The organism is Paenibacillus lautus (genome assembly GCF_050482385.1).
GTDB classification, from domain to species: domain Bacteria; phylum Bacillota; class Bacilli; order Paenibacillales; family Paenibacillaceae; genus Paenibacillus_AQ; species Paenibacillus_AQ lautus_B.
On the sequence record NZ_JBCNHV010000019.1, the window covers coordinates 146,356 to 172,647 of the forward strand.

The window sequence follows — 26,292 nt, forward strand, 5'->3', positions numbered from 1 at the left end:
ATACTATTATCCTATGGTATAGACAAGCAGATGTCAAAACAAAAATTTTAGCGTTTTATGTAGTTTAATGTGTTTTTTAGCAAAAATTTGGCGGAAAACTGCCGATATCACAGAACATTACCTTATCAAAATGTCGAGAATGTTCGGAAATTGCCAACATTTGAGCAAGCGTTTTCTACAGAGATCCGCATGAAAACGCATTATTTTCAAATTGTTGGCAGCTTATACGCTGCTTTTCCTTTTCATTTACGCAGAAAAGGATGCCAAAATGGCATCCCTGCAAATATATGAAAGGTTCTAAGATCCGATCTATGTTAATCCCGCTGTATCAATCGATCAGCTCTGCGGCCTTTAGTAATCGCTGCAGCATTACGGCGGCCTCGCCGCGGGACAGCTTCTGCAGCGGCTTAAGCCCTGCGCCGGCTCCATGGACTATTCCTTGCTGCACAAGCGCGGCAGCAGCCGGTTTGGCCCAAGCGGACAGGTCTTGGAGGTCTTTAAACGAGGAAAGGATATCCGCTGATTCCACCTCATTCACTGTACTCGTTAATCCGGTCAGCTTCATCACTCTACCCATAACCGCCATGGCTTCCTGGCGCGTAATGCCTTGAGTTGGCCGAAAACGGCCGTCCTCATACCCCTGAAGAAGCTCATACTGTACGGCTTGTGCAATGACGCCGCTATACCAGTCGCCTGCGCTGACATCCTGAAAAGCAGGAACTTCGCCCTTCACTTCGTGCAAACCGAGTGCCCTTACGATCATGGCAGCAAACTCCGCACGGTTTACCTGAGCGTCCGGAGCGAAAAGGGTCCTTTCAGTCTGATTCGCGCCCGTGTTTGTGGGCTCCATCACTCGGCCGATTCCATCGAGGATCAATCGCGAAGCCAGATCGTTCACAGCATCCTTGGACCAATGAAACGAAACATCGGCAACGCTCGCTTGATGAGATATAAGAGCAACGGTTCCGGCAGTGAGGCGATGCAAAACGGCCTCGCTGCTTCCATCTTTCTTCATCTCTATTCGCGTCGGAATATGATGGAAATCTCCATTCTCATCCACCCGGGCAGCTGTAGTAATCGGGCCTGACACTCCCTGTGACCATGAAATCCGCTGCTCCACATACTGTGGAAACGGATCTAATTGCAGGGATATGTTCTGAACTTTAGCTGTAATTTCAAAATCGACAGGCACACTGACTAAGGTTATGCCGGATTGCAGCGCCGCCTTCTGAACAGCCTTTACCTTAGCTGCATCGCTGGCAGCCATCGTCAGAGTCACCAACATTTGATCCGCCGCTATCGGTTTATCCAAACTTCCCGACTTCTGCCAGCGCGATGACGCCATCACGGCAGCAGGAACATGGAAGGTACCGAGAACGGATCGGATTTCAATGGCGCCCTGCTTAGCATCAAGAAGGTCAATTGCAGCACTGCTTATTTCCAGGTAGACATGATCCGCAGGCTGTGCAAGCGCAATGACGATGACCGGATTGTAGTCCACGGTCTTTAAACGGGCTTCCAGCTTTGCCGTATCCAGCTTCATCGAAACGACGGTACGTCCATCTGTCTCATGGAACAAGCCTGTAACCATCCCTTCCTGAGATTCATCGTTTAGCGTAACTCTGACATTCACTCTATTCTCTGATGGCGTGGCACTGCCTGATGAACCTGAATTTGCGTATCCTGATCCAGTACCTCCAGGAGACGAACCTCCTCCCGGTTCTTCAGGCGTTACACCTCCGCCTCCGGTTGACGACGCTCTTGTCACCATTACACGATATTTCTGGTGCTGGCCATCCGGCGCTGTCACAACGACCTCGATTTCATGGTTGCCGACGAAAACCGGGAGTTCCGGGCTCTCCTGACCGGAGAAAATATCGATCGGCCCCACTCCCAAATCCCCGGCTTCCCCGTACACGCTAACCGTTACCTGCACACGAGCGTCATACACCTGGGCAGTCACTGTAAGGCGATCCGTTTCATTGGCTACCTGTGCTTTGTAATCGAAGTGATATCTATCGAATTCAGGGCTCAGACCCACTTCCCCTCCAGCTGAATTCAGCGCCAATGCTTGCAAGGTAGCGTCATACGCCGGGGCCGCAGGTTCCCTGACCGTAAAGCTCCAGGCATCCCGGCCTTGAATTCCGGCAAAATAGGTACCCGAATGGTTACCGGTAAAAGCCCCCGACTCGATCTCGACATAATAGGTCGCTCCATAGTCGAAAGCAGTCAACGGATCCAGGGTCAACGTATTCCCGAGAACCGAGACTTTACCTGCATCAGCAGCATCGATGGTCTCCACAACACGCTGATCCGAAGCTTGCCTAATCGTAATCAATTTACCGGACACAGCCGTCACTTCTTCATTAAAGACAATCTGCAGGGTCGCATCTCTTTCAACTCCGGCAGACTGATGAGCCGGCGTATACGATACCGCCGTAAGTTCGGTTGGTGCCGGGTTCGCACTCCAATTGGCATACAGCGTGACATCCTGCGTACCAAATGTAAGCTTGCCTCCAGCCGGATAATCGATCCCGCTTCCATCGGCCTCCGTATTCCAGCCGACGAAGGTATATCCATCCTTGCCCAGTTGGCCCGTATTGCCCGCCACAACCGTTTCGTCGCCTTTGGCAAACAAACCGCTGCTTGCCGGAACATTCCCCGTAGCATTTCCGTTGCCATCATAGATTAACGAATAGATTTGCGGCCATTTCGTTGTCACTTTCAGCATACGGTATGCGCTTTTTCTGCCGACGGCATCTTTGGCGATGACATTAAAATAATAGTCCGTGCCTTCCGCAAGTCCATTTACCTCAAGTGCGGTTAGATCCACTGTGTAGTTTCCGTTCGGCTTTCCGTACCTCTCCATTTGACTTACACCCTCGATATTCGGGCTGTCAGACGAATACAGAAGATACTGCAGTTCGTGCTGCTCCGTCATATTATCCCGGGCTTTAGGCCACTCCAATCCAACCGAGTCCGCTGTAATGCTGTACGGATTCAAGCCCCCGCTTCCTGTATCCGGGGACGTGGTATCCAGCACGGCCTTCGACAGGGTAGGTATTTCCCTCGTGTTTATCGTCCCGTCTCCGATTTGCCCTCCGGAATTCAAGCCCCATCCCCAGACGGTCCCATCCTTCTTCATCGCCACGCTATGAAAGCCGCCGGCGGAAATTTCGCGTACATGCTCGATCCCCGGCACAGGGGCCGGCATGAGGCTGTAAGCATTCGGCAGGCCAAGCTGCTTCTGACTGTTATCCCCCCAGCTCCATACGTTTCCTGCTTCGTCTACTGCAAGACTGTGGTACCCTCCGCCTGCAACCGCAACAATATGCTCCAGGCTTCGAACCTGCACCGGTCTCGTTCGGTTTGTTCTTGTACCGTCCCCAAGCATGCCGTATGTGTTTTTTCCCCATGCCCAGACGGTGCCGTCTTGTTTAACCGCTAAACTATGAGACCCCCCGGCGGCAATGGCAACGACGTCTGTCAGCCCGGCAACCTGTACCGGCATGTATCGATCCGTCGTCGTTCCATCGCCAAGCTCCCCGCTTTCGTTGACGCCCCAGGCCCATACGGTGCCGTCGGATTTCAAGGCAAGACTGAAATAACCCCCTGTCGCAATGGCCGTCACATCGTTCAAACCGGTCACCTGAACCGGGACGTTTTGTTGTATCGTCGTTCCATTGCCCAGCTCACCGTTGACGTTTCTCCCCCAAGTCCATACGCTTCCGTTCTCGGAAAGCGCCATGCCGTGATAGCCTAGTCCGCCGGATATGGCCTTGATCCCGCTTAAACCCGCAACTTGTGTGGGAGCGTTCACATTCGTTGTCGTTCCGATTCCCAACTGGCCGTTCTCGTTTGCCCCCCAGGTCCACACCGTTCCGTCCTGACGAAGCGCCATCGAGCTGCGGACGCCGGAATGAATGTCTATGACATGGTTCAAACCCTTCGCCATAACGGGAGTGACCCGGGCACTCCATATGCCGGAACCCAACTGCCCCCTGTCTCCAAACCCCCATGAGTAAACTTCGCCGCTGCTTGTAAGCGAAACGGTATGATAATAACCGGCCATAAGCTTCGGTGCAATCGCGGTAGCCGCGAAAGCTTGCCGGTATCCGAATACCCAATTCATCTGCATCAACAGCAAAGCTATACATAGCAGGATTTTCCCTGAACGCCGTAACATAAATCTCCTCCCTCATTTCATCAGCGCTTATAAACCACAATCCCGTTCGGGACCGCGGTACCATGGATGCTATCAAATAAATGGAAGGGAAACGATTGACAAACGTTAACTTTTCATCATTTTTTTCATATAATCTAGTTATCTTGACTCAAATTTCGTAAAAATAACGTTCGTATATAGCGAGGGTACCTATGAAATTACTGACCGATTCACCTATTCTGAAAATGAAAATAAGTCTTCCCGGGTTAAAAAAGCATCTCATTCACCGGGATCGGCTTATTCAAGCGATGACAGCAGGCCACAATGGACAACTGACTACCGTTATTGCCCCTGCCGGATACGGCAAATCGACGCTGCTGGCTCAGTGGGCCCATGGAGCCAACGAGCGATGCGCCTGGGTGTCGTTGGATGAACGGGATAACGATCCCGTCCGCTTTTGGCGATACGTTACAGCCGCCTTGGCTTCGGTTCTTCCAGAACAGCAAGGAGATCGGCTTATGAACCATATGCATCTGCTGCCAAGCGCCTCGATTGAAAGCTTTCTGGATACGCTGATCAGTGAATTATACGAGGAGCATGAACCCCTCAATCTCATTCTCGAGGACTTGCATAGCATTCACTATCATGCAATCCATGCGGGGATTTCCTACTTGATTGATTACCTCCCTGAGCCTATTCATCTATTCATCTCCTCCCGAACCGAGCTTCCATTCCCCACGATGAAGGGGATGGTTAACCATGAGGTCAACCATATCGGAATGAAGCAGCTGGAATTCACCTCTGACGAAACCGAGCGCTTTTTCCGGCATGAATCAGATAGCAGTCAGCTCCGTCTAACTCCGATGCAACTGGATGCATTGCTTAATCGAACGGAAGGCTGGATAACCGGGCTCCAGCTTGCTTCGCTTTCCCTGCGAACCGGCAGCGATTTGGGGCCATTCGTCGAAGATATGAAGGGGAATCCACTTCTGATCTCAAAATATCTGTTCCAGGAGGTGATAGGCAGGCTATCTTCCGAGGTGCTCACTTTTCTGTTGCAGACCGCAGTCCTATCGGAGCTTCATCCACAGGTGTGCGATGCTGTAACCGATCTCAGCGACAGCCGCCCGATGCTGGAGGAGCTGCAGAAGCTGAATCTGTTTCTGGTTCCACTGGATGAACATCATACCTGCTATCGCTATCATCATCTGTTCTCGCAGTTTCTGCTGGACCTCCTGCTGCGTGAGGATAACGGGGAGTATACGATGCGTCAGCGGCTTGCCGGGCAATATTACGCTTCTACCGGTTCTATGGATGAGGCCATTGACCATATGTTTGCAGCGCAGGATATTGAGGGAGCCGTGAACTTGCTGGAGCAGCATATGCAAACCGTGCTTGAACGGGGGGAGATTGCTACCTTGCTAGAATGGTTTGACCGCATCCCATCCCCATTCTCAATGACATTTGAAATGTCATTAGCGCATGCCTTTATCATGGTTCTGGCAGGGGATCTGGAGCGGTCTGAGCGCATGCTGTCCCGGATTGAAGAAACGTGCGCCGCACTCCCGTCATCAGATCGAAGGGAGCAGCTCCGAAGCAGCCTCCTGTTCGTGCGTTCCAATCTTGTTTTTCTGAACGGGGACTTCGGCAAATGGTTTGCTTTCAGCGAAGGCATCCTCGACAACGCTATGCCCGACAATCCGATCTACTATCAATTCGATTACAACCGGCAGGAACCTTACGTAAGACGTACACCGCTTGGCATGAAGGGAGCTCTCTCCGCTGATACGGAGAAGATCGCGCATCTTTTTACCGGTGTGCTGGAATCTCATGGATGGGCGCATTCGCTCATGAATTTATATGTAAAGCAATCCTTGTGCGAGGGGTATTATGAATGGAACAAGCTTACCGAATGCCGTCAACTGCTGGTACAGATTCGAAATGCGCCCCCGGCCAAAGAAACCATGGGTTTGTTCGTGCCGCTTCATATAACCGAAGCCAAGCTGTACGCTGCAGAGGGCAAGTTTCATCTGGCCCATTATGCTCTGGATGAAGCATGGACTGCTGTCCTCGGCAGGAAAGCGAGCTCATGGCTTGCTCCATTAAAGGCTATACGATGCATGCTCTATATTCGGGAAGGGCGTATAACCGAAGCCCGGAAGGAAGCGGCCGGCCTCCCGATTTCCGTCAAGGACCGACCAACCTATAGCCGGGAAACCGAATATTTGGCGTTCGTTCGCCTGTTAGGCAAACAGCGCAGGGAAACCGAGGCGCTTCACCTCCTGGAGATGTTAAAACCCCAAGCCGAGCGCGAACAGCAGCGATCCAGCATCATCGAGATCACAGGTCTGCAAGCGCTGCTGGAATATCAGCGTGGTCAGCGAAAGCAGTCTCTTTATCTCCTTGGCGACGCATTACGTATTGGAGCACAGAACGGTTATGTCCGTTCCTTCCTGGACGAAGGAGAGGAGATGTACCGGCTGCTAAAGCTGTATGGAAACCACCAAGGACAAGAAAGCGGCTTACAGCCGGAGCAGCATCAGCTGCTTGAATATGTACGCATCCTGTTGGAGCATTTTCCGGATTATCCCCAAGCGGACCCTTCATCCGCCAAGCTATCCCCGTCTGTTCTCCCGGAGCCGCTGAATCGGAATGAAATGAATCTCCTGCATCTGATCCGGCAAGGTGCCGCCAATAAACAGATGGCTGCTGCACTTGGCCTGTCCGAAGGAACGGTCCGGGTATATTTATCCAGACTGTATGGCAAGCTCGGCGTGACTACCCGCACGCAGGCTCTGGTTAAAGCCCAGTCATTGAACCTGCTAGAGGATTGAATGCTATATCCCAAATAGCCCCACAACAATACCCCACAACAATACCCCACAAAGTGGAGCCTATGCTTCGATCCTTACTCCAAATACTTTGCGGGGACCCCAAAACATATAATGCGAATACAGAATGGCTTATGCTTCGCTGAAAACTTATACATTCTATAATATCAAAAAAGGAACTCCGGTCGGTCCGTGGACCCGGGGTTCCTTTTGCTTAATCAATTTTCCTTAAGACAACCGTCTATCCATCATGAGCTGAAGGAGCGTATCCATTTGAATCGGTTAACCTTTACGATCGCTACAAAACACTTCAGTATCTGATCCGACTTCAAGCAAATGAATATGGCGAGTGGTGATAAATGGAACACGAACGCGCATAATGCCGAGGAGGGCAGCACGATCAGCCACATAAAAATCAAATCATTGTAAAGCACAAAGCGGGTGTCTCCGCCGCTTCGCACTATGCCCGTCAATGCCGGCATCTGATAAGCCGTTCCGACTACGGTGATTGACAACACTGTCATGAAATGCAGCGCGAGTGTCTTCGCTTCATCGGATATGGAGTAGAAGCCCAGCACAAAATCCTTAATCACAAACAGTACAGCGCCCGTCAGCAAGCCGAGCAGGATATACAGAATCTGCAGCGTTTTGGCATAGGATATGATTTTGTCCATCAACCCTTCACCGATGGTCTTCCCAATCAGCACAGCCGTTGCGCTGGCCGAAGCGTAAACGATGACTGTCACCATCTGGAAAATCGTAGTCGCAATACTGTTGGCCGCGATTGCCGATTCTCCCATATGCCCCAGAATGGCAGTTTGTGCCGCCATGGCAAGCCCCCATATCGTGTTCGACAGCAGAATCGGGGAGCCTACGCGAATGTACTGTTTGAAGAGCTCCATATCGAACTGCAGGAAATCCTGCAGCTTCAGCAAAATTTTGCGATCAAATAGTTTAATGTACACCAGGACGATCACACATTCAATGATTCTAGCCGTCAGGGTAGCGATAGCCGATCCGGTCACACCCAGTTCAGGAAAACCTAAATACCCATAGATGAGGATATAGTTCAGGCAGATGTTGATAATCAGGGTCGATAACGATACCACAAAGCCGATTTTCACCGTTTCCACGCTTCGCAGTGAAGCCAGCAAGGAACTGGTGACGGCAAAGAAGATATAAGAGAAACAGATGATTCGTAAATATTCCACACCTGCGGCTATAACATTCTCTTCCTTCGTAAACAAGGACAGTACCTCATGCGGGAAAAAGAACACAACTATCCATAACACAATACTGAGGAAAATGGCCATGCGCATGCCGATGCTTGCTGCTTTTTTGATGGAGCCTAAATCCTTCGCTCCCCAGAATCTGGACGACATGATGACCAATCCTTCGCATACGCCCATAACCAGCATGTGCAGCAGGAATTGGATCTGGGTCGCGAGGGCAACACCCGATAGCGCCGATTCACTGTATCCTCCCAGCATGACGTTGTCCGACAAATTCACGCCGACCGATATCAGGTTCTGCATCCCGATCACAAGCGTCAGCCAGAAAAAGCTTTTGTAGAACCCTTTTTCGCGAACAAATAAACTCATGTCAGTTAACCTTCTTCGTCTATAAGATGATAAATCTCTAATATTATATGAAATTAAACAAATGAACAGAACATTATGAAGTGAAGCATTCCTCCATGGATTAGTAGATTGCTAGAATCAAAAACATAATAACATTATAATGTTTTTACATTAAAAAACTAGTCATCAAGTTGGAGGACACTGCGAATGCCGGTATTCGAACTTCGACGGCATCTTTAGTAATTCCACAGCAAATCCCCTGTCTATCGTCACATCTCCCCCCCTGGTAAGCCCCAGAGCTTCCCCTTCAATGTCAACTGCGCGTTAAATCGTGGGATTTCCTGACTATGTACAAAAAAACATACCGTATATATGATGGCAGTGTAATCCAATCCCAATGATACAGAGGAGAATGTGTATGACCGTGTGGAAATATCCGTTATCCCGCAAAATGATCCAGCGAAGTATGATTGCAGCCCTTGGCGCTGCGCTCCTCATGACCCCGCTTCATGCCTTTGCAGCCGATGAAGCTCCCCAAGCCGAAGCATCTTCCGCTCATCCGGCAGCCAGCACCAAATCCAGCACCTCAGTTCCAGCACAAATCACGGAGAATCTAAGCGGTTCCCTAGCGATCGGGGAGCACCGGCTAATCAGCCGTAAGGAGATCGACCAGAACTGGGATGGCCTCGATCCGGATTACACACCGGAGAAGGCGATCGCCGCCGTTAAAGCACTGCTCTCGGAGGAAGACTACGAGGCGTTGTTCCCTTACCGGCTAGGTTCGGCGGAATGGTTTAAAGTCGCCAGTGGCAAAGAATACTATAAGGCCGATCAGACGGACTATTTCTCATACGACAATCTCATCCACGCGGTCGCGGAGGTCTCCAATCTGAAGATCAAGATCAACACGCGGCAAGGTACCCCTTCCGCGCAGGAGATTTACCGATTAGACAAGGACGCCCGCATTGAAACGCTCGTTGTGCGTTCAGCTGACTTCCATTCGGCTGGGAACCTTAACAAAGATATTGAAACCGTTATCATTGACGGCGGCACTTTCCTGAAGGAAGGGTTCAAGAAGGACCGCAAGCGCGAACTGGCAGCCTTCCTCGCCAATCTGTCCCACGAAACGGGGGGAGGCTGGGCTACCGCTCCAGGAGGACCGCTCCGTTGGGGATTGTTCTGGAACGAGAACATCGCTGGTCGGACTGGCGTCAACAAGGATGCCTTCGTCGATCCTGCCAGCGCTGAGCTCTATCCCGGAACACCAGATAAACGCTATTATGGACGGGGACCGATCATGCTCAGCTGGAACTTTAATTACGGCCTGTTCAGTTCCATTATCTATGGAGACAAAAGCGTGCTGCTGGACAATCCGGAGATCGTTGCCGCTGACGGCAAAATCGGTTACATGACCGCCATCCTGTTCTGGATGACGCCGCAGGACCCGAAGCCTTCCGCCCATGACGTGATGGTTGGCAGATGGAAGCCTTCCCCACTTGAGAAGTTTAGAGGGCTGGGCGATCCCGGCTTCGGTACGACCGTGATGGTCTTGAACGGCCTGGAAGCCAACCTCGGTGAAACCGAGGGCAGCCCGGTGCAGCGCCGCGCCGGTCACTACCGCGATATTACAAGCCGTATGGGCGTTGATATTACCGGAGAGAAAGTGGATACTTTGGGCATGAGACCATTCTAATACGAAACCGCCCAGCGGATGGGTTGGAATAAGGTTTGATGGTACCATCTAATAATCGCCCTCTGGCAAGTGGATGTTTATCTACCTCCACTATGCCATAGGGCGATTATTTATTCAGCAGGCTTCATACAAGCCGCTGAGAGATCGCATCGCGCTGAGCCTTCGGTAAACTCTTCAGTATCAAATCATAGGAATGATCAATCATATCGTGGAGATCCGCTTCCGTTAAGGAGCCATCCACGGTAACGGTATTCCAATGTTTTTTGTTGAGATGATATCCGGGCTGCACTGCGTCATGCTGCTGGCGCAAATTCTCTGCAATCACCGGATCGCATTTCAGGGAAATATGACTAACCTTCTCTTCTGCCGTTATGGTAATCAGGGCAAACATTTTGCCCCCGACTTTCATGACGATCGGAAGCGGTCCGAACGGATAGTCCTCGGTTGCAGCTTTCTTCGAAAGACAGTAAGCAATGAGTGGGTTTCGCACCTGGAAATTCTCTCCTTCTATATCAGATCTATTTGATTATAGTGGATGATGTTTCCCTGTTCAATTCCGGTTGATATATTGTTCATGCTCCGTTCATACAACTCTTGTATATTGGGACTGATTCAAGATGCAAGGGGGAATTTATCCATGTTGAAATACAGCAAGTGGCTGATGCGGATTGCGGCCATTTACATGCTCATCGGCGCTTTGATCGGAGCAGACATGGCAGGCAGAAGCAGCTATAGCATGGTTGCAGGGCACGCTCATATCCTGGTGGTGGGCTGGCTGACCTTATTTGCCTATAGCATGTTCTACTACGTCTTTCGGGACAAGCTCAGCATGAAAAAGACGGCTGTGATGCACTTCTGGACGAGTTTGCTAGGGGGCGGGATCATGCCGCTGGGCATGCTGATGTATTATCAGATGCAGAATACGGCAACCCTGCTGGCCTTTATCATACCGGCGTCGATACTGCTTGTCGCGGCAGCTTTATTTATCATCTTATTGTTTTTCGATAAAAAATTGTTTTCAAGTACATAGCTTGGTTTAAGGCCATCGTGGAGGCTTGCTCTACTTTTTTGGCATATGCTGAACAAAAAAGAGAGAGGTGAGCCTCTTAACAATGAAATATAAAAGCAGTACCATCAAAAGCAAATGGAAGAAAACGAAATGGTTAAACGAAGATTCTTATTTCAGACAATACGTACCGCACACATTGCCGTTTAGTAAAAAAAACCTGAACGCTATGCTGGCTGACTACACTACGGTTTTCTTCAAACCTACGGATGGTTCAGGCGGCAATAACATCATCCGAATCCGCAAAACGGACGGGGGCCACCAAAGCCAGCTGAATACCAAGAAAACGTCATACTCCAGCTCATCTCAATTGTACCGTGATCTGAACCGCTTTGCCGGGAGCAGACCCTACCTGCTGCAAAAAGGAATTCGTCTGGCCAAAAACAATGGCAAGCCATTTGATATCCGGGTCATGGTCCAGAAAACCCGAGAGGGCGCCTGGGTCAGTACCGCCCTATTCACGAAGGTCGGCAACCCGAACAAAGTTGCCACCAATTATAATCAAGGCGGCTCCATCGGCACGTTCAAGAAGACGATGAGCGGCGCCAATTTCGGCTCGGCCTTTACCCAGCAGCTGGAGTCGGAGCTTAAAGGTCTCGGCGTGGCCGTAGGCAAAAACTTCGACCGCCATTACAAAGGATTTAAGGAACTTGGCCTGGACGTGGCTGTCGATTCCAAAGGCAGACCGTGGATTCTCGAGGTCAACACCAGGCCGCAAATTTATCCGCTCAAAAACTTGAAAGACAAAAGCCTGTACTATAAGGTGCTGTCTTACGGGAAGCAATATGGGCGTACGAAATAAACGAGGACTCTTCAGTTGCTTAAACCAAACGGCCGGGCATAATGCCCGGCCGTTTTTGGCTGCAATCTCGTTCATCATCGTATTTTCTGTATACCTCGAAGAGCGCTTATTACTCCGGCTTGCTGGCTACCACCTCAATCTCAACCAGTCCATCCTTCGGCAAACGGGCAACCTCCACGGCGCTCCGTGCCGGATATGGCTCTGAGAAGAAAGAAGCATATACTTCGTTGACGGCTTGGAAATCATTCATGTCCTTTAAAAAGACCGTAGTTTTGACGATATCCTCCATCCCAAAGCCGGCCGCTTCCAGAATCGCCTTCACGTTAAGCAGTGAGCGATTCGCCTGCTCTTCTACCGTCGGGGCAAACTGCCCCGACGCATCCATCCCAAGCTGACCGGATGTAAACAGAAGATTTCCGTATTGCACCGCTTGCGAATAAGGGCCTATGGCTCCAGGTGCTTGCTGAGTGGCGATGGTTTTTCTCTCTTGTTGTGTCATGGTGTTCTCTCCTCTTTAGCGCATACGATCACGCATTTATATTGATGATTTCTTGTCTTAATCCAAGAAATATTCATCCTGCATTAATGGACAGATGCTGCACCTGCATCATCCGCATGAGGCTTGTTCTGACTTCCTTTATGCGGATTGTCGTATTCCTTCAACATTTCCTCCTGCTGCTCGGGCGTAAGCTTCGCGATGCCGAACCCGGTAAAACCCCAGATCGTTGCGAAGATAATGCCTGTCCAGCACAACACCGCCCAAGGTAAATAAGATAATGTCGCTACGCCCAGTGTACCGGCCATATAGGCACCTGCTGCCGTCCATGGCAGAATCGGTTCGGTAATGGCCGCGGAATCCTCCACCGTCCGCCCCAGGTTCTTCGGATGGAGACCGCGCCGGATGTAAGCCTCACGGAGCATCTCGCCTGGCATCAGGATGGAGACCTGTCCGTTGCTGGTTACGCCGATCATGGTTAGCCCCGTTGCAATCGTAGCCAGGATCAACGAGCCGGTGGAACGCACATGCTTCAAGAGCTTGTCCACAATCAACTCCAGCGATTTGGTCAGCGATATCGTGCCGGCAAACGTGATCGCACTGAAACAGATGAGCAGTGTCCCCATCATGGAGCTCATGCCTCCCCGGTTAATGAGACGCGGAATATCGGCAATGACGGTATTGGGATCAAAGCCGCTAACATGAACCATCGCGATATCGAATCCGCTTACAACCGAAGTCACAACATCATGCAAAGTGAAGCCATGGAATATCATGCCGTTCGCCATGGCCACAAAGGACGACAGCAGCATGACAGGAATCGTCGGTTTCTTGGTGATCGAGCCGTACAGGACGATTAATACCGGCAGGATCAAGAGCAAATTCCAATCGTATATTGTTGTCATCGTGTTCATGATCTCGGTGACCTTCTCAGGAACCCCAACGCTGGATACATGCGTGTTCAGTCCTGTGACCACGTAAACGATCCCCGCCACGAAAAAGGACGGCAGCGTCGTATACAGCAAATGGCCGATATGTTCGTACAGATTAACACCAGTGGACAAGGCAGCAATATTGGTTGTATCCGAAAGCGGCGAAAGCTTGTCCCCGAAGTAAGCACCCGCTACAACTGCACCCGCCACAGCGGCAAGATTGGCATCCATTCCAGCGCCGACCCCCATGAAGGCAACCCCGATGGTCCCGGCAGATCCCCAGGAGGTTCCCGTACATACGGATACTACAGATGTAACCAGAAAAGCGGTGATCAACAAAAATTGCGGATCAATGATTTTCAGGCCGTAGTAGATCATCATAGGAATAGTTCCACCGACCATCCATGCACCGATCATAAATCCGACCACAATCAGGATTAAGATCGCAGGCATGGTTTTCGCAATTTTTTGCGAGATGGACTCCAAAATATCGTTGTAGCTGTAACCCAGCTTGATTGCAATCAGACCTGCGACAATGGCTGATATAATAATCAGCGGTTCGGGCGGCAGCTCAAATAATACGTAACCAAGGCACAGCAAAATCACCATCGTAAAAATCGGAAGCAACGCCAGAAACATGGTCGGCTGCTTTATCATTCGTTCCTCTTTTGGTTTAGCCATCATGGATTCCCCCTGGATGTAAATAAGAAAATGTCTATCGATGTACCTTCTCAGAAAACAGACCGCTATTCCTTCTGATCTCTTAAACTTTGGTTGTTAACGCTGTAGCGGATAAGCCGCGGCAATCCGCTCCAGGCCTTCCTGCAATATACGACGCGGCGTGCCCACGTTGACCCTAATGAAACCTTCACCGCCAGGACCGAAAGAAGAACCAAAGCTAACGCTGACACGCGCCTTCTCCTGGATCCACTCCATCAAATCCTTTTCATGGCAGCTCACGACCGTACAGTCAATCCACAGCAAATATGTCCCTTCAGGTTCGATCACGGCCAGCTCTGGCATATGATCAGCTATGAATGTTTGGGCATAAGCCATGTTATCTTTGATATAAGCACGAAGTTCCGTTAACCATTCATCACATGCTGTGTATGCGACTTCCAGCGCAGGCACGGAGAAGAATGTAGGATTATGAATTCCGGCCTGCAGCAGACCGTGCTTAAACTGCCCTCGCAGCTCATCATTGGGAATGATGATATTAGCGATTTCGAGACTTGCCAGGTTAAAGGTTTTGCCCGGTGACGTACAGATAATGGAACGATTCGCAACCTCTTCGGACAGCTTCGCAATGACGGTATGCTCGTGTCCCTCATGAATGAAATCAGCATGGATATCATCGGACACAATCAGTGCGTCATACCGGATACATAGCTCCGCCATCCGTTTAAGCTCATCCTTCGTCCATACGCGGCCAACCGGATTGTGTGGGGATATGAGCAGAACCATTTTAACCCCATCCCGCATCCGCCGCTCCATATCTTCGAAATCGATCTCATACCGCCCGTCCACAAGCATAAGCGGACTTTCAACCAATACCCGATCGTTTAACGTAACCGCTTTCGCAATAGGCTGATAAACAGGCGTGTGGACAAGAATCCCGTCTCCGGTCTCCGTGAACTTCTGTATAATGACCGAAACGGCTTGAACAATGCGCGGACAAAATACGATCCATTCGGGCTCGACCTGCCAGTCATAGGCTTTATCAAGCCAAGTGCGGACAGCTTCGAAGTAAGGCGGGAACGGATCGGTGTACCCGTAAATGCCGTGATGTGCGGCCTCCGCGACCTTATCCACCACCATTGGCGGTGCTGGCAGATCCATGTCCGCCACGGAGAGAGCGATCATATCGCTCCCCATGCTCTGCGCCATCCCGTCCCATTTCGCACTGTTCGTGCCAAACCGGCTGACCACCTTGTCAAAATTAAATGTCATGATGTCACCTTCCATTGTCTCAGGATGCAATGCCTTATTATTCGGATGAAAGCCGCTTATTTCAGCTTCTGCAAATAGCGATACACGGTAGGCTCCGATATCGATAAAGCCGTGGCAACCTTGGAAACTCCGCCCTTCAGCAGAAATACGCCCTGCTCATTCAATTCCTTTACAATCTCGATCTTCTCGTTAGAAGATAAACGGTCCGCCGGAATGCTGATTTTGCTAAGAACGGTCTGGATGATATGCTGCAACAAATCGTCCACATTCCCCTGCAGGTATTCGGTGGACGGCTTCTCCTCCTTGGATGCATCTAGAGCTGCCGGCGGCGTAAGCGATCCTCCCTGCAAAATGCTATTGATCCAGTCGGCCGCAACCTCCATATGCGTAATGTCAATGTTTAGGCACATGAGACCGACCAACTCGCCGCTCCCGTTTTTAATAAAATACGTTGAGGATCGGAAAGTCTGCCCACGGGCGCTGGAAGCTTTGTAGTTCGCGATGAACTGCTCTTCTCTGTAGGCCTCCGCCTTCAAAATTTTCAATACGAGGTCTGTGGATGCATCGCCGACCCTGCGTCCGCTAATATGGCCATTCTCGATAAAAATGATAGAGCGTTCCGGATCGCTGATATCGTGCACAACAACCTCGCATTGAGGTCCGATGATCGCCGCGATAAAAGAAGCAATCGGAAAATAGCTTTCAAGCAGCTGCTGGTTTTCATTCATGAAGAGTATCTCCCTTCTCTGTTACGCCATCATTTGTTACGGATATCATTCCTTGGGATATAATAATTAATTATCATGATAATATTATATTATAATAATAAAACGTTTTCAATGTTTTTGTCTAAAAAAGTCGAATGCTTCTCAAAACACTCTTCAATCAACCATTCCCCGCCTCACGAAAGGATTTCTATTTAAGGCTATAAAAAAGGCTCTTCGCGGCGGTCCGGTATGACCGCTTGCAAGAGCCTTTTTGCAACCATATGAGAACGGGTAGTATCCACATTCTAGCTGCATATGTTTCCTATGTTTCAGCTAACCATTTCGTGACTAACGCCGTTACGATTCCCTGCCAGCTTGCTGCTGCAGTTCCCGCCATACCTTCTTGTTGCTGTATTGTTTCTCCGTGCTGATATCCTGTCCAAACCATGCCGGCGGCACAAAGCCGTCTGCGGCTTCCATGGAAGGAAACTCTACCTCCAGCACCAGCAGGTGAATCTGCGCATAATCGTCGATTTCGATGATCGTGTTCCCTAAGCGGGCGGTCACCCGTCTCTTGGTCAGCGGAATCGCGCCATGCGCCTTCACCACTTGGTCATAGAGTCCTTCGGAAATGGCGAACTCGATTTCCTCCCTGGCAATTCCCCATCCTTTTTTGAACGTATGGGTAAATTCAACCTGACCCGATTTCAGATCCGTTATTTTGCGGACGCGAAGCTCCTGATCCCCATCCAGCGCCAAATACGTCTGCTCGATGAACTGCTCCTTCTCGACCACGATGGTTCCATCCTGAATCAAGCCTTCCGGATAAGCTTCCAAAAGGTATTTGCGTTCGATTTCAATCGCCATAATTGTTATATCCTCCAATCGATGATCCCATCTGTGCTGATTCCATTATAAGGATCGATCTCCGCAGCGACAAACAAAAACGATAGAAGGATGCGCAAGGGCACCCTTCTATCGCTTCGTGTTCATCATATTATCACTTCATCATATTATTACTTTATCATTTTTCTGTAAGTCTTGATCGTCTGCGTGTGCATTCCTTCATGATACAAGCTGAATACAAGAAATTCTCCCACGGTTTGGAACGTCACGGGGCCGATGGTCAGCGGATGAGCCGAAGCCTGGTCGAGGCGATTCGAGAAGGTTTCACGGATCCGGGTCGTTTGTTCCTGCAAAAGCTTTACCAGTTCCGAAATCGCAGGCGGCTTCGACGTCCAATCGGCCGGCTTGGTTCCAGTTGCAAACCATGCCTCGAATCCTTCCGGAATACGGGGCTGCTCGCCCGCCGTAGCAAAAGCGAACTGCTCATGCACGGTATAGATATGGCCCAGGTGCCAGCGAATGTTATTCGCAAATCCTTCCGGGATGATATCGGCCTCTTGCTCCGTTACATGTTCTACCGACTTCAGGGTCCCTCCTCTGGCAAAATCCAATTGATTAAAAATCGCTTCATTCATAAGATAATCCCCCTTCCAATTGGTTCGTAACTATCCTATCGTAATATCCAGCCTATCGCAAGGAGTCCTAAGGCATTCGCACAACCCCGGCAATTGTGCACAAACCGCTTCATCGAATAGGCTATTAGATATAATTTAGTAAAGCCTGGAGCTTTGAATGAAAGATTCACTCAAGTTCCAGGCTTTACGTATGAAATCGAACTATGCCACTCTCGCAATAATGTAGTTATTCTCAAGCACTGCTCTAGCTTCTTCGGTAGCAGGACGATAGCCCTTCTCCAACAGTTCTTTAATATAAATCTTGTTATACACGAAGGAGAACACGATGCCGCTGATCCAAGCACCGAATCCCAACGTAAATGTACCAACTACGGCAGAGATAATAAACATAATAACAGCCCACTTCAGATCGCCGCGGAACAAAGCCGGGAAAAAAGCGAAGAATAGTGTGGTCCAGCTAAAGCCCACTTTCACTTGCTTAGTAACTCCAGCATCATTTTTCAGATAAATCTTCATGATTCACACTCCAACGATTAGTGAAAAAAGAAGTCGTACTCCAACATCCGAAGTAGTTCTTATGTAGTATCTCTCATGGTCTTTCGAGCCCGATCGATTTGAACCGCCTCCGGAATCTTGTTTATACTATAGGAAATCTATACATAAAGGAGTGGATCAAGATGAACTACCGCCGTCTTGGCAACAGCGGACTGAAAGTTTCGGAGCTCGGTCTTGGCACGAACGCTTTTGGCAAAAGAGCCGATCAAGAGACATCCACCCGTATCCTGGACCATGCCCTGGACCGTGGCATCAATTTCATCGATACCGCCAATATTTATGCGGGCTCGGAATCCGAGCGCATCATCGGGGAGGCGCTTGCCGGTAAACGCCATAACGTCGTATTAGCCACGAAAGCTGGACTCGTGAACGGCCAAGGGCCGAACGAACGCGGCTCCTCCCGCTATCATCTGCAGCAAGAGCTGGAGAACAGCTTAAAGCGGCTAAAAACCGACTATGTGGACCTGTATCAAATTCATACGTTTGATCCCAATACGCCCCTTGAGGAAACCTTGCGCACGCTGGATGACATGGTATCGGCGGGAAAGGTCCGATATATCGGGGCTTCCAACTATGCTGCCTGGGAAATCATGAAGGCGCTCGGGATCAGCGAGCTGCGCGGATACGCACGGTATGTATCCACCCAAACGAGTTATTCCCTGGCCGACCGTACACCGGAACTGGAGCTTGTTCCCCTCTGCCTCGATCAAGGCGTTGGCATCATCCCGTATTTCCCGCTGGCCGGGGGCATACTCACCGGCAAATACGGTCAAGGCGCAAGCACGCCTTCCGGCTCCCGTGCGGAAACGGACCCTAACTTCAATCGCTTCCTGGAAGATCGTAATCTGAAGCTCGCACAGCAGGTCAGTCAGCTGGCTGCAGAGCATGGTCATTCCCCAAGTGCCCTGTCCCTAGCCTGGCTGATGAATCGCCCTGCCGTCTCCACTGTCATAGTCGGCGCGACGAAGACCGAGCAGTTGGACGATAACCTGAAGAGCCTGGCGATTGAGATCGATGAAGCACTGGGTTCCAGCCTGGATGAAATCAGCGACGACTTTGTTTATGCCAAGCCCTTCGCCACTTATCGGCTGGGGTAAACAGCGTTATTTCAAATAGAAGAGCTGCGCCAGGGACAAATGCCCTTTGGCACAGCTCTTTTTTTCTATATTCGACAAGCCATTATTGAGCAGGCACATTTCCAATCATCCCCGATGCGGAAAGCATCCGCAGAAGCATGGTTGCCGTTTCTGCCCGGGTCATATTACTATGTGGCCTCAGCTTGCCATCATAACCGCTCATGATTCCACTTCCGACCACATCCGCTGCAGCCGCCTTCGCCCAACCTGCCCATTCGGCACCGTCTTGGAAGGAATCTAGCGCAGCATCTGAATCCAAGCTGCCGGATATCGGGGCAACCCCTGCGATTTTTAGGGCTCTTGCGAAAATGACCGCAGCCTCCTGCCTTGATATCAGGTTATCCGGCAAGAAGGTGCCGTTGGCATAGCCGTGAATAAGTCCACTCTTGCTTGCCGCCGATACGGCCCCCAAGTACCAGTCCCGGGAAGTTACGTCTTGAAATGTGCTGGTGCTTCCCTGCTCGATTAAACCGAGTGAGCGAACCATCATCGAGATGAATTCCGCACGGGTGACCGGTGCATCCGGATGGAACCCAGCAGCATCTCTGCCGCTTACAATGAGGCGTGAGGCCATCTCGTTCACCGCTGCCTCGGCCCAATGGCCTGTCATATCTTGTAATCCTTCGGTATGGCTGATCAAGGCATACGTGCCATTATTCAGACTTTGGATGATAGCGTACGTTTTGCCTTCGCGTGCTGCCAATCGGGTTGGCGCATGATGGGTGTTTCCATTTTCATCCAAAAACACGGCGGTTGTCACGGCTTTTGTCGCGGATCCTTCTCGGAGGGGAATCTCAAGCACCACGTAAGCAGAATAGGAATCTCCGCCCACCGGTTTCCCTTGTTCATACGCTATGATCTTAACATCAATGAAGCCATATGTTGTACCAAGATCATTCGCATTCCCGGTTTGCTTCAGCTTTGCGCTGAGCGCCATTTCGCTTTTGGTAAGTACGAGATGAAGCGTTCCTTCTTTTGATCCCGCAGCTTTGCCGAGCTGTTCTGAAATAGCCTGAGCTGGAACACGGGCGCTGCCTGCCAAGGTCTCGAATTCGATCATTGCGCTGCTTCCTTCAAGCGCTTTTGCGGACGGGTTATCCAGGACCAGCACGGCTTGATCGAGATCGTCCGTGGCGTGAAGCCGAACAATCGGCCGACGGTTCTTCTCTTTGATTAGCAGTGATTGCAGTCTGTCTCCGTTCACCTTGACGGTCAACACGGTCTGCCCATTCTTCTCTTTCGTTAACGTTGATGATATCATGCCGTTCTGTAATACATCATTTATATACGCCGTTACGCGGCTGCTCCCTATGGAGCTCTGCCCCGCACCTGCCCCTTGGCCTGCTTGGGAACCCTCGCCACCGCTTGGTCCTTGACCTCCAGGAGAGCCAGATCCACCGCCTGGCGTACCGGGATGGGGAGGATTCCCAGGTTCAGGCTCAGGAGAAGCCGCTGCCTCTCTGTTCACGTCCACCGTGTAATTCTTTGTCGTCCCATTCTGAGCCGTAACCACGAGATGAATGCTGTTACTTCCTACTGCTAGGCTGACCGGATCTGACGACTGACCGGCGGATACGGCCTTGCCGTTCATCGTCACCGTTGCCTGAGGATCGGAAACGCTCGGCGTTATGTTGATCTCCGTTATACGGTTTCCAACCTGGCTAATGTAGTTGGTGACCGCAGGGTTGAATACCGGAGCGAGCGTTCCATGCGATAATGCTAATCCGCTTAAATCCGCATCGCCCGGAACGGGAATCTCGGCACCGGCCGGCCTTGCGCTCACTTCTTCCGAAAATGCGCTGGAGCCCCCATCATTTCCGGCTTTAACTGCAAAATAATAAGTCGTTCCATTCAGCAAATTACCTGCTGAATACGTAGTATCCGTGACCGTTGCGATCGGTGCTGTTCCATATACGCCAGATTCCGTCCCGGAATAAATATCGTAATAGGTAGCCCCTGTTACGGTGGACCATTGCAAGGTCACTTCACCATCTCCAGCTCTAGCACTCAAGCTTGCAGGAGCAGGCGGCGCTGAAACAGATTCTTCTTCCGTTGTAAAGCTCCAATCTTGAGGACCCTTGATGCCTGCATAGAAGTTGCCTGCAGCATCTTGAAATGCATCCTCCTCTATCTCTACATAATAACGCGTAAAGTACGACAGATGTTGAGACAGACTTACCACAACCTTCTCATCGACCACCCTAACGCGAGAACTGTCTGTTACTTCAATCGACTCGATCTTGTGATGGTCCATCGCACTCATAATCGATATATGCCTACCACTAACTCCGGTTACGGGTTCATTGAACATGAATTCAAGCTTCGTTTCGATCGACACGTCATCAGCCAGATTCGCAGGCGTCCGATCCACCACGACAGGCGAATCCGTATCGATCCATTTGGCATACAGCGTCTGGTTAGCCAGAATCGGCGCCGCAAAATCAAATGGAAGCTGGAAGGATTGATCCATATACCATCCCCCAAAGGCATAACCAGGTTTCACCGGATCAACGGGCTTAGTTGCCGCCGTATGATGAGGGACGATCGCATCCGCCACGGGCGAACCCCCGTTGCTGTCGAACGTCACGGTTTTTGGGAAATAGATCGAGAAATGAACCTGAGTCTCATTCCCTGCACGGTCGGTTACGATGAGATCAAATTCCCCTTCCGTGTTTACCTTGTCTCCGCTCTGGAACGCTTGCTGATTGAGCGTCGCGTTCCCTTCATTAAAGAAGATTTGCCGCTCCCGATCATACTGGCCTCCATCTGCCACGCCCGTAACCAGAGGTGCGGTTTGGTCGATCTCAAAATCGGCCTTGACCGTTTTGCCGCGAGGCGACTCGACGACCAGCTTATACTGGCCATCTTTACGGATGGTCGTTCCGCTGGCAAAAGGCTGCCCGTCCAGCGTTCCCGTGCCATTGGTATAAACGGGCGTCACTTCGTGATTATAAAGTCCTCCATCGGTTACTCCATTTATCGTCGGCTCAATCTCCGTAACGTTGATGTTAACGATGGCCGGGCCACTGCTCTTATTATGATTGCTCGCTATATATGTAAAAGAATCTGTGCGAACAAAATCGACATCCGGTGTATAAGTAAAGGAGCCATTCTTATGAAATGTGATCTTTCCATGAGTAGGAAGATTCAAAATTTTGGCTGTCAGAACATTGGAATCATTACTCATCACCCCAGGGGATGGTACCGTTAATGGTGTGGAGACAGCTGTTGTATATTGGTCGGAAACACTTACAGGCTGAACTTGCTGCAGGGTTGGAATGTATCCGTAATGGGATACGTAATACTGCGTCAAAGGTTTGCCTCTAAGATCAGGAATTCCAAAGGTTTGATTCGGAGTTCCCCCAAACTTGTTGCCGATTAACTTATAAAGTGCCCCATTCGCTGCAACATTCAGAAGCTTGCCATCCGCCTTATAGGATGCTAGCTCTAGGATTTCCAAAGGGAAAATGCGTGTCTCGCCAGCATACACCTCACCAGCGCTGCCTGGCTGTATCCCGGCCTTGGCGGCGTAATACTGGATTTGGGGTTGCACAGGGTTAATCTCCGGTAATTTAAAGCTGCCCTGCCAGTCTTGGCCGAATGTAGTACCGTACACACTGTATAGAGGATCAGAATCACTTAAAACGGTGCCATCAGTCGTCACCCAGTTATCATTCATCTCCATGTTGTAGGGAAAAAGTCGAAGCTCCCCCAGCATCGTATTGTAGGTCAAGTCACTGCCTCTCGGATATAATCCCTCAGCCGCTATATAGTACCCCATACCCGGCACCGGTTCTTTCTCCCGTAAATCAGGCAATGCAAACGTCTTGCTGCCATCCCCGCCGAAGTTGTTGCCCAATAGAGTATACAAAGCCGAATTTTCCAGACTTAGCGTTAACACTTGCCCTGCACAGTATATCCACCCTTCGGGACCGTTCTGGTAAGGAAATAGACGGATCTCCCCCAGATATTGAGCGTCTAGAAGATTAGCCCTAACCGTCTTCGGAGACGCGAGCACACCCAGTGCAACCTCTAAACCTATTAGAATGGACAACATCACCTTCAACCATTTCGCGGATGCTATTCGCCTTCGTTTTTGCATATTGCTGCTTCTCCCCCTAATACATTTGTCCTATTTCAGTAATATAATACTAATGAGTAGTATAACATTACTAGAGAGTATTATAAATGGTAGACGATATAATTCAACAAGAAATGTCATCTAATAGAGGAAGGCTTCATTAGCTAAAGAGACACGCAAAAAAGATGGCTCCTGAACCAAGTCAGAAGCCATCTTAATATAAATCTTTCTACCTGTTCTCGGATTCTCTTATTCCCAAGGATCATTAAGATAAACGTCGTAGTCGATCTACTTCCCTACTTCAAAATCTCCTCAATCCGAGTTTGAACATCTTCGCTGAGCTCAATACCGGATGCCTTCGCGTTCTCGGTTACCTGTCCCGGACGGCTTGCGCCGACAAGAGCACTGGCAACGTTTGGTTGACGCAGAATCCAGGCAAGCGCCAGATTGCCTACGGACACCTCAAGCTCTGCCGCAATCTTCTCAAGCTCGTGAACCTTCGCGATTTTTTCCTCGGTAATGCCTTTGCGCATCCAATCCAGCTTCGCAGCGCGGCTGTCGGCCGGAATATCCGAAGCGGAGCTGTATTTCCCTGTGAGCAGTCCCTGGGCTAGTGGGGAGAATACCACCTGACCGATGCCCGAGCGCTCGCTGAGCGGAATGATTTCCTTCTCGATATAACGTTCAAACATGTTGTAGATCGGTTGGTTGACCACAATGCGGTCCAGCAGATAACGATCCGCTACGGTCAATGCTTCCGCGATTTGCGAAGCCTGCCATTCACTGACACCGACATACAGCACTTTTCCTTGGCGAACGAGATCATCAATCGCGCGAAGGGTTTCGTCAAGGGGCGTTTCCGGATCATGACGGTGGCAGTAGAAAATATCGACATAATCATGGCCCAGACGCTTCAAGCTGGCATGAGCCTGCTCCATAATGTGCTTGCGGGACAAGCCGCGGTCGTTCGGACCGTCACCCATCGGCCAGAATGCCTTGGTCGCCAGCACGTAAGACTCGCGCGGATACGCTTTCAGGGTTTCGCCAACCAACACTTCAGCCGCACCCTTTTCATAGACGTTCGCTGTATCAAAAAAGTTAATGCCCAGGTCATAGGCCGTCTTGATGGCGTTCACTGCATTCTCGCGCTCAACATAACCGCCGTATGTAAGCCAGCTTCCCAAGCTGATCTCACTGACCTTGAGACCTGTGCGTCCTAATCTTCTGTATTTCATGGTAACTCCTCCTTCAATAGAATAACTTGGATGCTACATTTGCTATTTTAAAGTAGTCCCTATTCTTAGGGAAGAAGTGAAATGTTCTTCACTATATTATAGGAAGGATAGCTGATATACTTGAGTATAGTTAATAGAATACCGGAAGGAGCCTGTCGTTATGGGAAATAAATCGAGCAGTTACATACCGAAAACTCCCGAACATATCGAATGCAATATCGAAAAAACGCTGCTGGTCTTAGGCGGAAAATGGGCATTTCTCGTCATCCGCGAGCTCTTTGGCGGCACGAAACGATTTGGCGAGCTGCAGCGGCAAATCCCGAATGTCAGTCCGCGGGCACTGACCACGACGCTTCGCCATCTGGAGGAACAGGGCGTGCTTGAACGAGAAGTATTCCCTACCGTTCCGGTTACGGTGGAATACACCCTAACGCCGAAAGGTAAGGACCTGCATGTCATCTGCAAGGAAATGAAGCTGTGGGCGGCGCGGTGGACTTGATTCAAGATAGCTTGAGAAGCATCTGGCAATCGAGATTAGACCAAGCGGTTAACTCGAAAATAAAGCAGCGACGGATTCCGTTTAACCGGAACCACCGCTGCTTTTTTAAGCTTGCTATTTTTTGATTGTATTTCTTTTCATCGTTATTTGTTTTGATTGCCGCAGGATTCTCCGCCCTTACAGATGCGCATACGCGTCCGCAGCCGCATGCAGATAATAGGCCAGCCCCGTCTGCTGCTCCTCCAGCATCCGGAGATGAAAGTCATCACTCAGAAAAAACTTCGTTTGACCCGCAAAATCCGCAGCCGTAAAGGCGTGGCCCTGCTCATTCATAAACTGCAGATGATCCCGAATCGAATCCCGTACTCGCACATCATCGTGCTTGATCCCCGTTTTCAACGCATTTGCCATGCCTGCCATAAAAGCAGCCGCTTCCCCTGCCTGCTCGTTCATGCTTGGCACATCAACGGGTTCACCCTCGAGCAAATCCACATCATACTGCTCTTTCAGGTGCTCATTTTGCTCCGCTAAGACTTCCTTCCATTCTTCTTCGCTCTCAAAACCTTTGAATAATTCCTGAGGCTCCATTCGCTTGCCCTCCTCCGTACTGGTTAAGGATGTTCTTAAGGTTTTCAGAATCGTATCCAATCGATCGGCGCGATCCATCAGCTGCTTCTCCTGTTGTAACAGCATCTTCCGCCGTTCAGGGGCCTTCTCCATCAGTGCCTTGATTTGGTCCAACGAAAAATCCATTTCCCTGTAAAACAGAATGTGCTGCAATCGCTCCAGCTCGGCAGTGCCGTACAAGCGATAACCCGCTTCACTGATCTCGGCAGGCAGCAGCAAACCGATTTTATGATAATGATGCAGCGCTTTAATCGTCGCCCCGGACAGCTCCGAAACCTCTTTTACCGTGTATAACATACGGTGGTTCCCTCCTTCGACTTCCAGTCTAAGGTCTCCCCTTGGAGGAGAGTCAACCCGTTCATCCAACCGGATTATATCGACTTTTCCGAATCGTTTTTTTCGGGAAAATATGATTTTTGTTCATTATTTTGCTAGAATGGTCAATTATGCAGTTAG

Annotated in this window: 19 protein-coding genes; 6 read left to right on the forward strand and 13 right to left on the reverse strand. The window is 50.2% G+C overall.

Annotated elements, in window-relative coordinates:
* Nucleotides 1-328: 328 nt before the first annotated feature.
* Complete coding sequence (locus tag ABEW73_RS23375; RefSeq protein ID WP_430168345.1) at nt 329-4,186, reverse strand: S-layer homology domain-containing protein; 3,858 nt, start codon at nt 4,184-4,186, stop codon at nt 329-331.
* Nucleotides 4,187-4,377: 191 nt separating this feature from the next.
* On the opposite strand from ABEW73_RS23375, the gene ABEW73_RS23380 reads away from it, so the two are divergent.
* Nucleotides 4,378-6,999: a LuxR C-terminal-related transcriptional regulator gene (locus ABEW73_RS23380; RefSeq protein ID WP_430168343.1), complete on the forward strand. Its 2,622-nt coding sequence runs from the start codon at nt 4,378-4,380 to the stop codon at nt 6,997-6,999.
* 245 nt (nt 7,000-7,244) lie between these two features.
* Here ABEW73_RS23380 and ABEW73_RS23385 read toward each other — a convergent pair whose 3' ends face one another.
* The gene (locus ABEW73_RS23385) at nt 7,245-8,597 is read right to left on the reverse strand and encodes an MATE family efflux transporter (RefSeq protein WP_430168340.1); all 1,353 of its coding nucleotides are present in this window, start codon (nt 8,595-8,597) and stop codon (nt 7,245-7,247) included.
* Nucleotides 8,598-8,994: 397 nt separating this feature from the next.
* Here ABEW73_RS23385 and ABEW73_RS23390 point away from each other — a divergent pair, with 397 nt between their 5' ends.
* On the forward strand, nt 8,995-10,269 hold the full coding sequence (locus ABEW73_RS23390; protein ID WP_430168338.1) for a chitinase: 1,275 nt from the start codon (nt 8,995-8,997) through the stop codon (nt 10,267-10,269).
* A 124-nt stretch (nt 10,270-10,393) separates the two neighbouring features.
* On the opposite strand, the gene ABEW73_RS23395 is transcribed toward ABEW73_RS23390, so the two are convergent.
* Nucleotides 10,394-10,759, reverse strand: a complete 366-nt coding sequence (locus ABEW73_RS23395) for an MmcQ/YjbR family DNA-binding protein (RefSeq protein WP_430168335.1) — start codon at nt 10,757-10,759, stop codon at nt 10,394-10,396.
* 147 nt (nt 10,760-10,906) lie between these two features.
* Here ABEW73_RS23395 and ABEW73_RS23400 point away from each other — a divergent pair, with 147 nt between their 5' ends.
* Complete coding sequence (locus ABEW73_RS23400; protein WP_430168332.1) at nt 10,907-11,299, forward strand: hypothetical protein; 393 nt, start codon at nt 10,907-10,909, stop codon at nt 11,297-11,299.
* Nucleotides 11,300-11,381: 82 nt separating this feature from the next.
* Nucleotides 11,382-12,137, forward strand: coding sequence for a YheC/YheD family protein (locus ABEW73_RS23405; RefSeq protein ID WP_430168329.1), 756 nt, complete (start codon nt 11,382-11,384; stop codon nt 12,135-12,137).
* Between the two features lie 109 nt (nt 12,138-12,246).
* Here the strand turns inward: ABEW73_RS23405 and ABEW73_RS23410 are convergent, their stop codons facing one another.
* The 7 genes from ABEW73_RS23410 to ABEW73_RS23440 form a co-directional block, all read right to left on the reverse strand.
* Nucleotides 12,247-12,636, reverse strand: a complete 390-nt coding sequence (locus ABEW73_RS23410; protein WP_430168326.1) for a RidA family protein — start codon at nt 12,634-12,636, stop codon at nt 12,247-12,249.
* 83 nt (nt 12,637-12,719) lie between these two features.
* The gene (gene nhaC / locus ABEW73_RS23415; protein WP_430168323.1) at nt 12,720-14,246 is read right to left on the reverse strand and encodes a Na+/H+ antiporter NhaC; all 1,527 of its coding nucleotides are present in this window, start codon (nt 14,244-14,246) and stop codon (nt 12,720-12,722) included.
* Nucleotides 14,247-14,342: 96 nt separating this feature from the next.
* The gene (locus ABEW73_RS23420) at nt 14,343-15,515 is read right to left on the reverse strand and encodes a MalY/PatB family protein (RefSeq protein ID WP_430168321.1); all 1,173 of its coding nucleotides are present in this window, start codon (nt 15,513-15,515) and stop codon (nt 14,343-14,345) included.
* A 56-nt stretch (nt 15,516-15,571) separates the two neighbouring features.
* A complete protein-coding gene (locus ABEW73_RS23425; protein ID WP_215163763.1) occupies nt 15,572-16,243 on the reverse strand; it encodes a helix-turn-helix transcriptional regulator in 672 nt (223 codons plus the stop codon).
* Between the two features lie 336 nt (nt 16,244-16,579).
* Nucleotides 16,580-17,089 carry a CYTH domain-containing protein gene (locus ABEW73_RS23430; protein ID WP_430168318.1) on the reverse strand — a complete coding sequence of 170 codons (510 nt, stop codon included), beginning with the start codon at nt 17,087-17,089 and terminating at the stop codon, nt 16,580-16,582.
* A gap of 149 nt (nt 17,090-17,238) precedes the next feature.
* Nucleotides 17,239-17,703, reverse strand: coding sequence for a DinB family protein (locus ABEW73_RS23435; protein ID WP_430168316.1), 465 nt, complete (start codon nt 17,701-17,703; stop codon nt 17,239-17,241).
* Between the two features lie 201 nt (nt 17,704-17,904).
* Nucleotides 17,905-18,219, reverse strand: coding sequence for a DUF2628 domain-containing protein (locus ABEW73_RS23440; protein ID WP_430168313.1), 315 nt, complete (start codon nt 18,217-18,219; stop codon nt 17,905-17,907).
* Nucleotides 18,220-18,380: 161 nt separating this feature from the next.
* Here ABEW73_RS23440 and ABEW73_RS23445 point away from each other — a divergent pair, with 161 nt between their 5' ends.
* Nucleotides 18,381-19,355, forward strand: a complete 975-nt coding sequence (locus ABEW73_RS23445; RefSeq protein WP_430168310.1) for an aldo/keto reductase — start codon at nt 18,381-18,383, stop codon at nt 19,353-19,355.
* 82 nt (nt 19,356-19,437) lie between these two features.
* Here ABEW73_RS23445 and ABEW73_RS23450 read toward each other — a convergent pair whose 3' ends face one another.
* A complete protein-coding gene (locus tag ABEW73_RS23450) occupies nt 19,438-23,496 on the reverse strand; it encodes a tail fiber protein (protein WP_430168308.1) in 4,059 nt (1,352 codons plus the stop codon).
* Nucleotides 23,497-23,771: 275 nt separating this feature from the next.
* Entirely contained in the window at nt 23,772-24,710 is a 939-nt protein-coding gene (locus ABEW73_RS23455; protein WP_430168305.1) for an aldo/keto reductase family protein, read from the reverse strand.
* Between the two features lie 160 nt (nt 24,711-24,870).
* On the opposite strand from ABEW73_RS23455, the gene ABEW73_RS23460 reads away from it, so the two are divergent.
* Nucleotides 24,871-25,209, forward strand: a complete 339-nt coding sequence (locus ABEW73_RS23460; protein WP_430168302.1) for a winged helix-turn-helix transcriptional regulator — start codon at nt 24,871-24,873, stop codon at nt 25,207-25,209.
* 177 nt (nt 25,210-25,386) lie between these two features.
* Here ABEW73_RS23460 and ABEW73_RS23465 read toward each other — a convergent pair whose 3' ends face one another.
* Complete coding sequence (locus tag ABEW73_RS23465) at nt 25,387-26,133, reverse strand: MerR family transcriptional regulator (RefSeq protein WP_430168299.1); 747 nt, start codon at nt 26,131-26,133, stop codon at nt 25,387-25,389.
* Between the last annotated feature and the right edge of the window lie 159 nt (nt 26,134-26,292).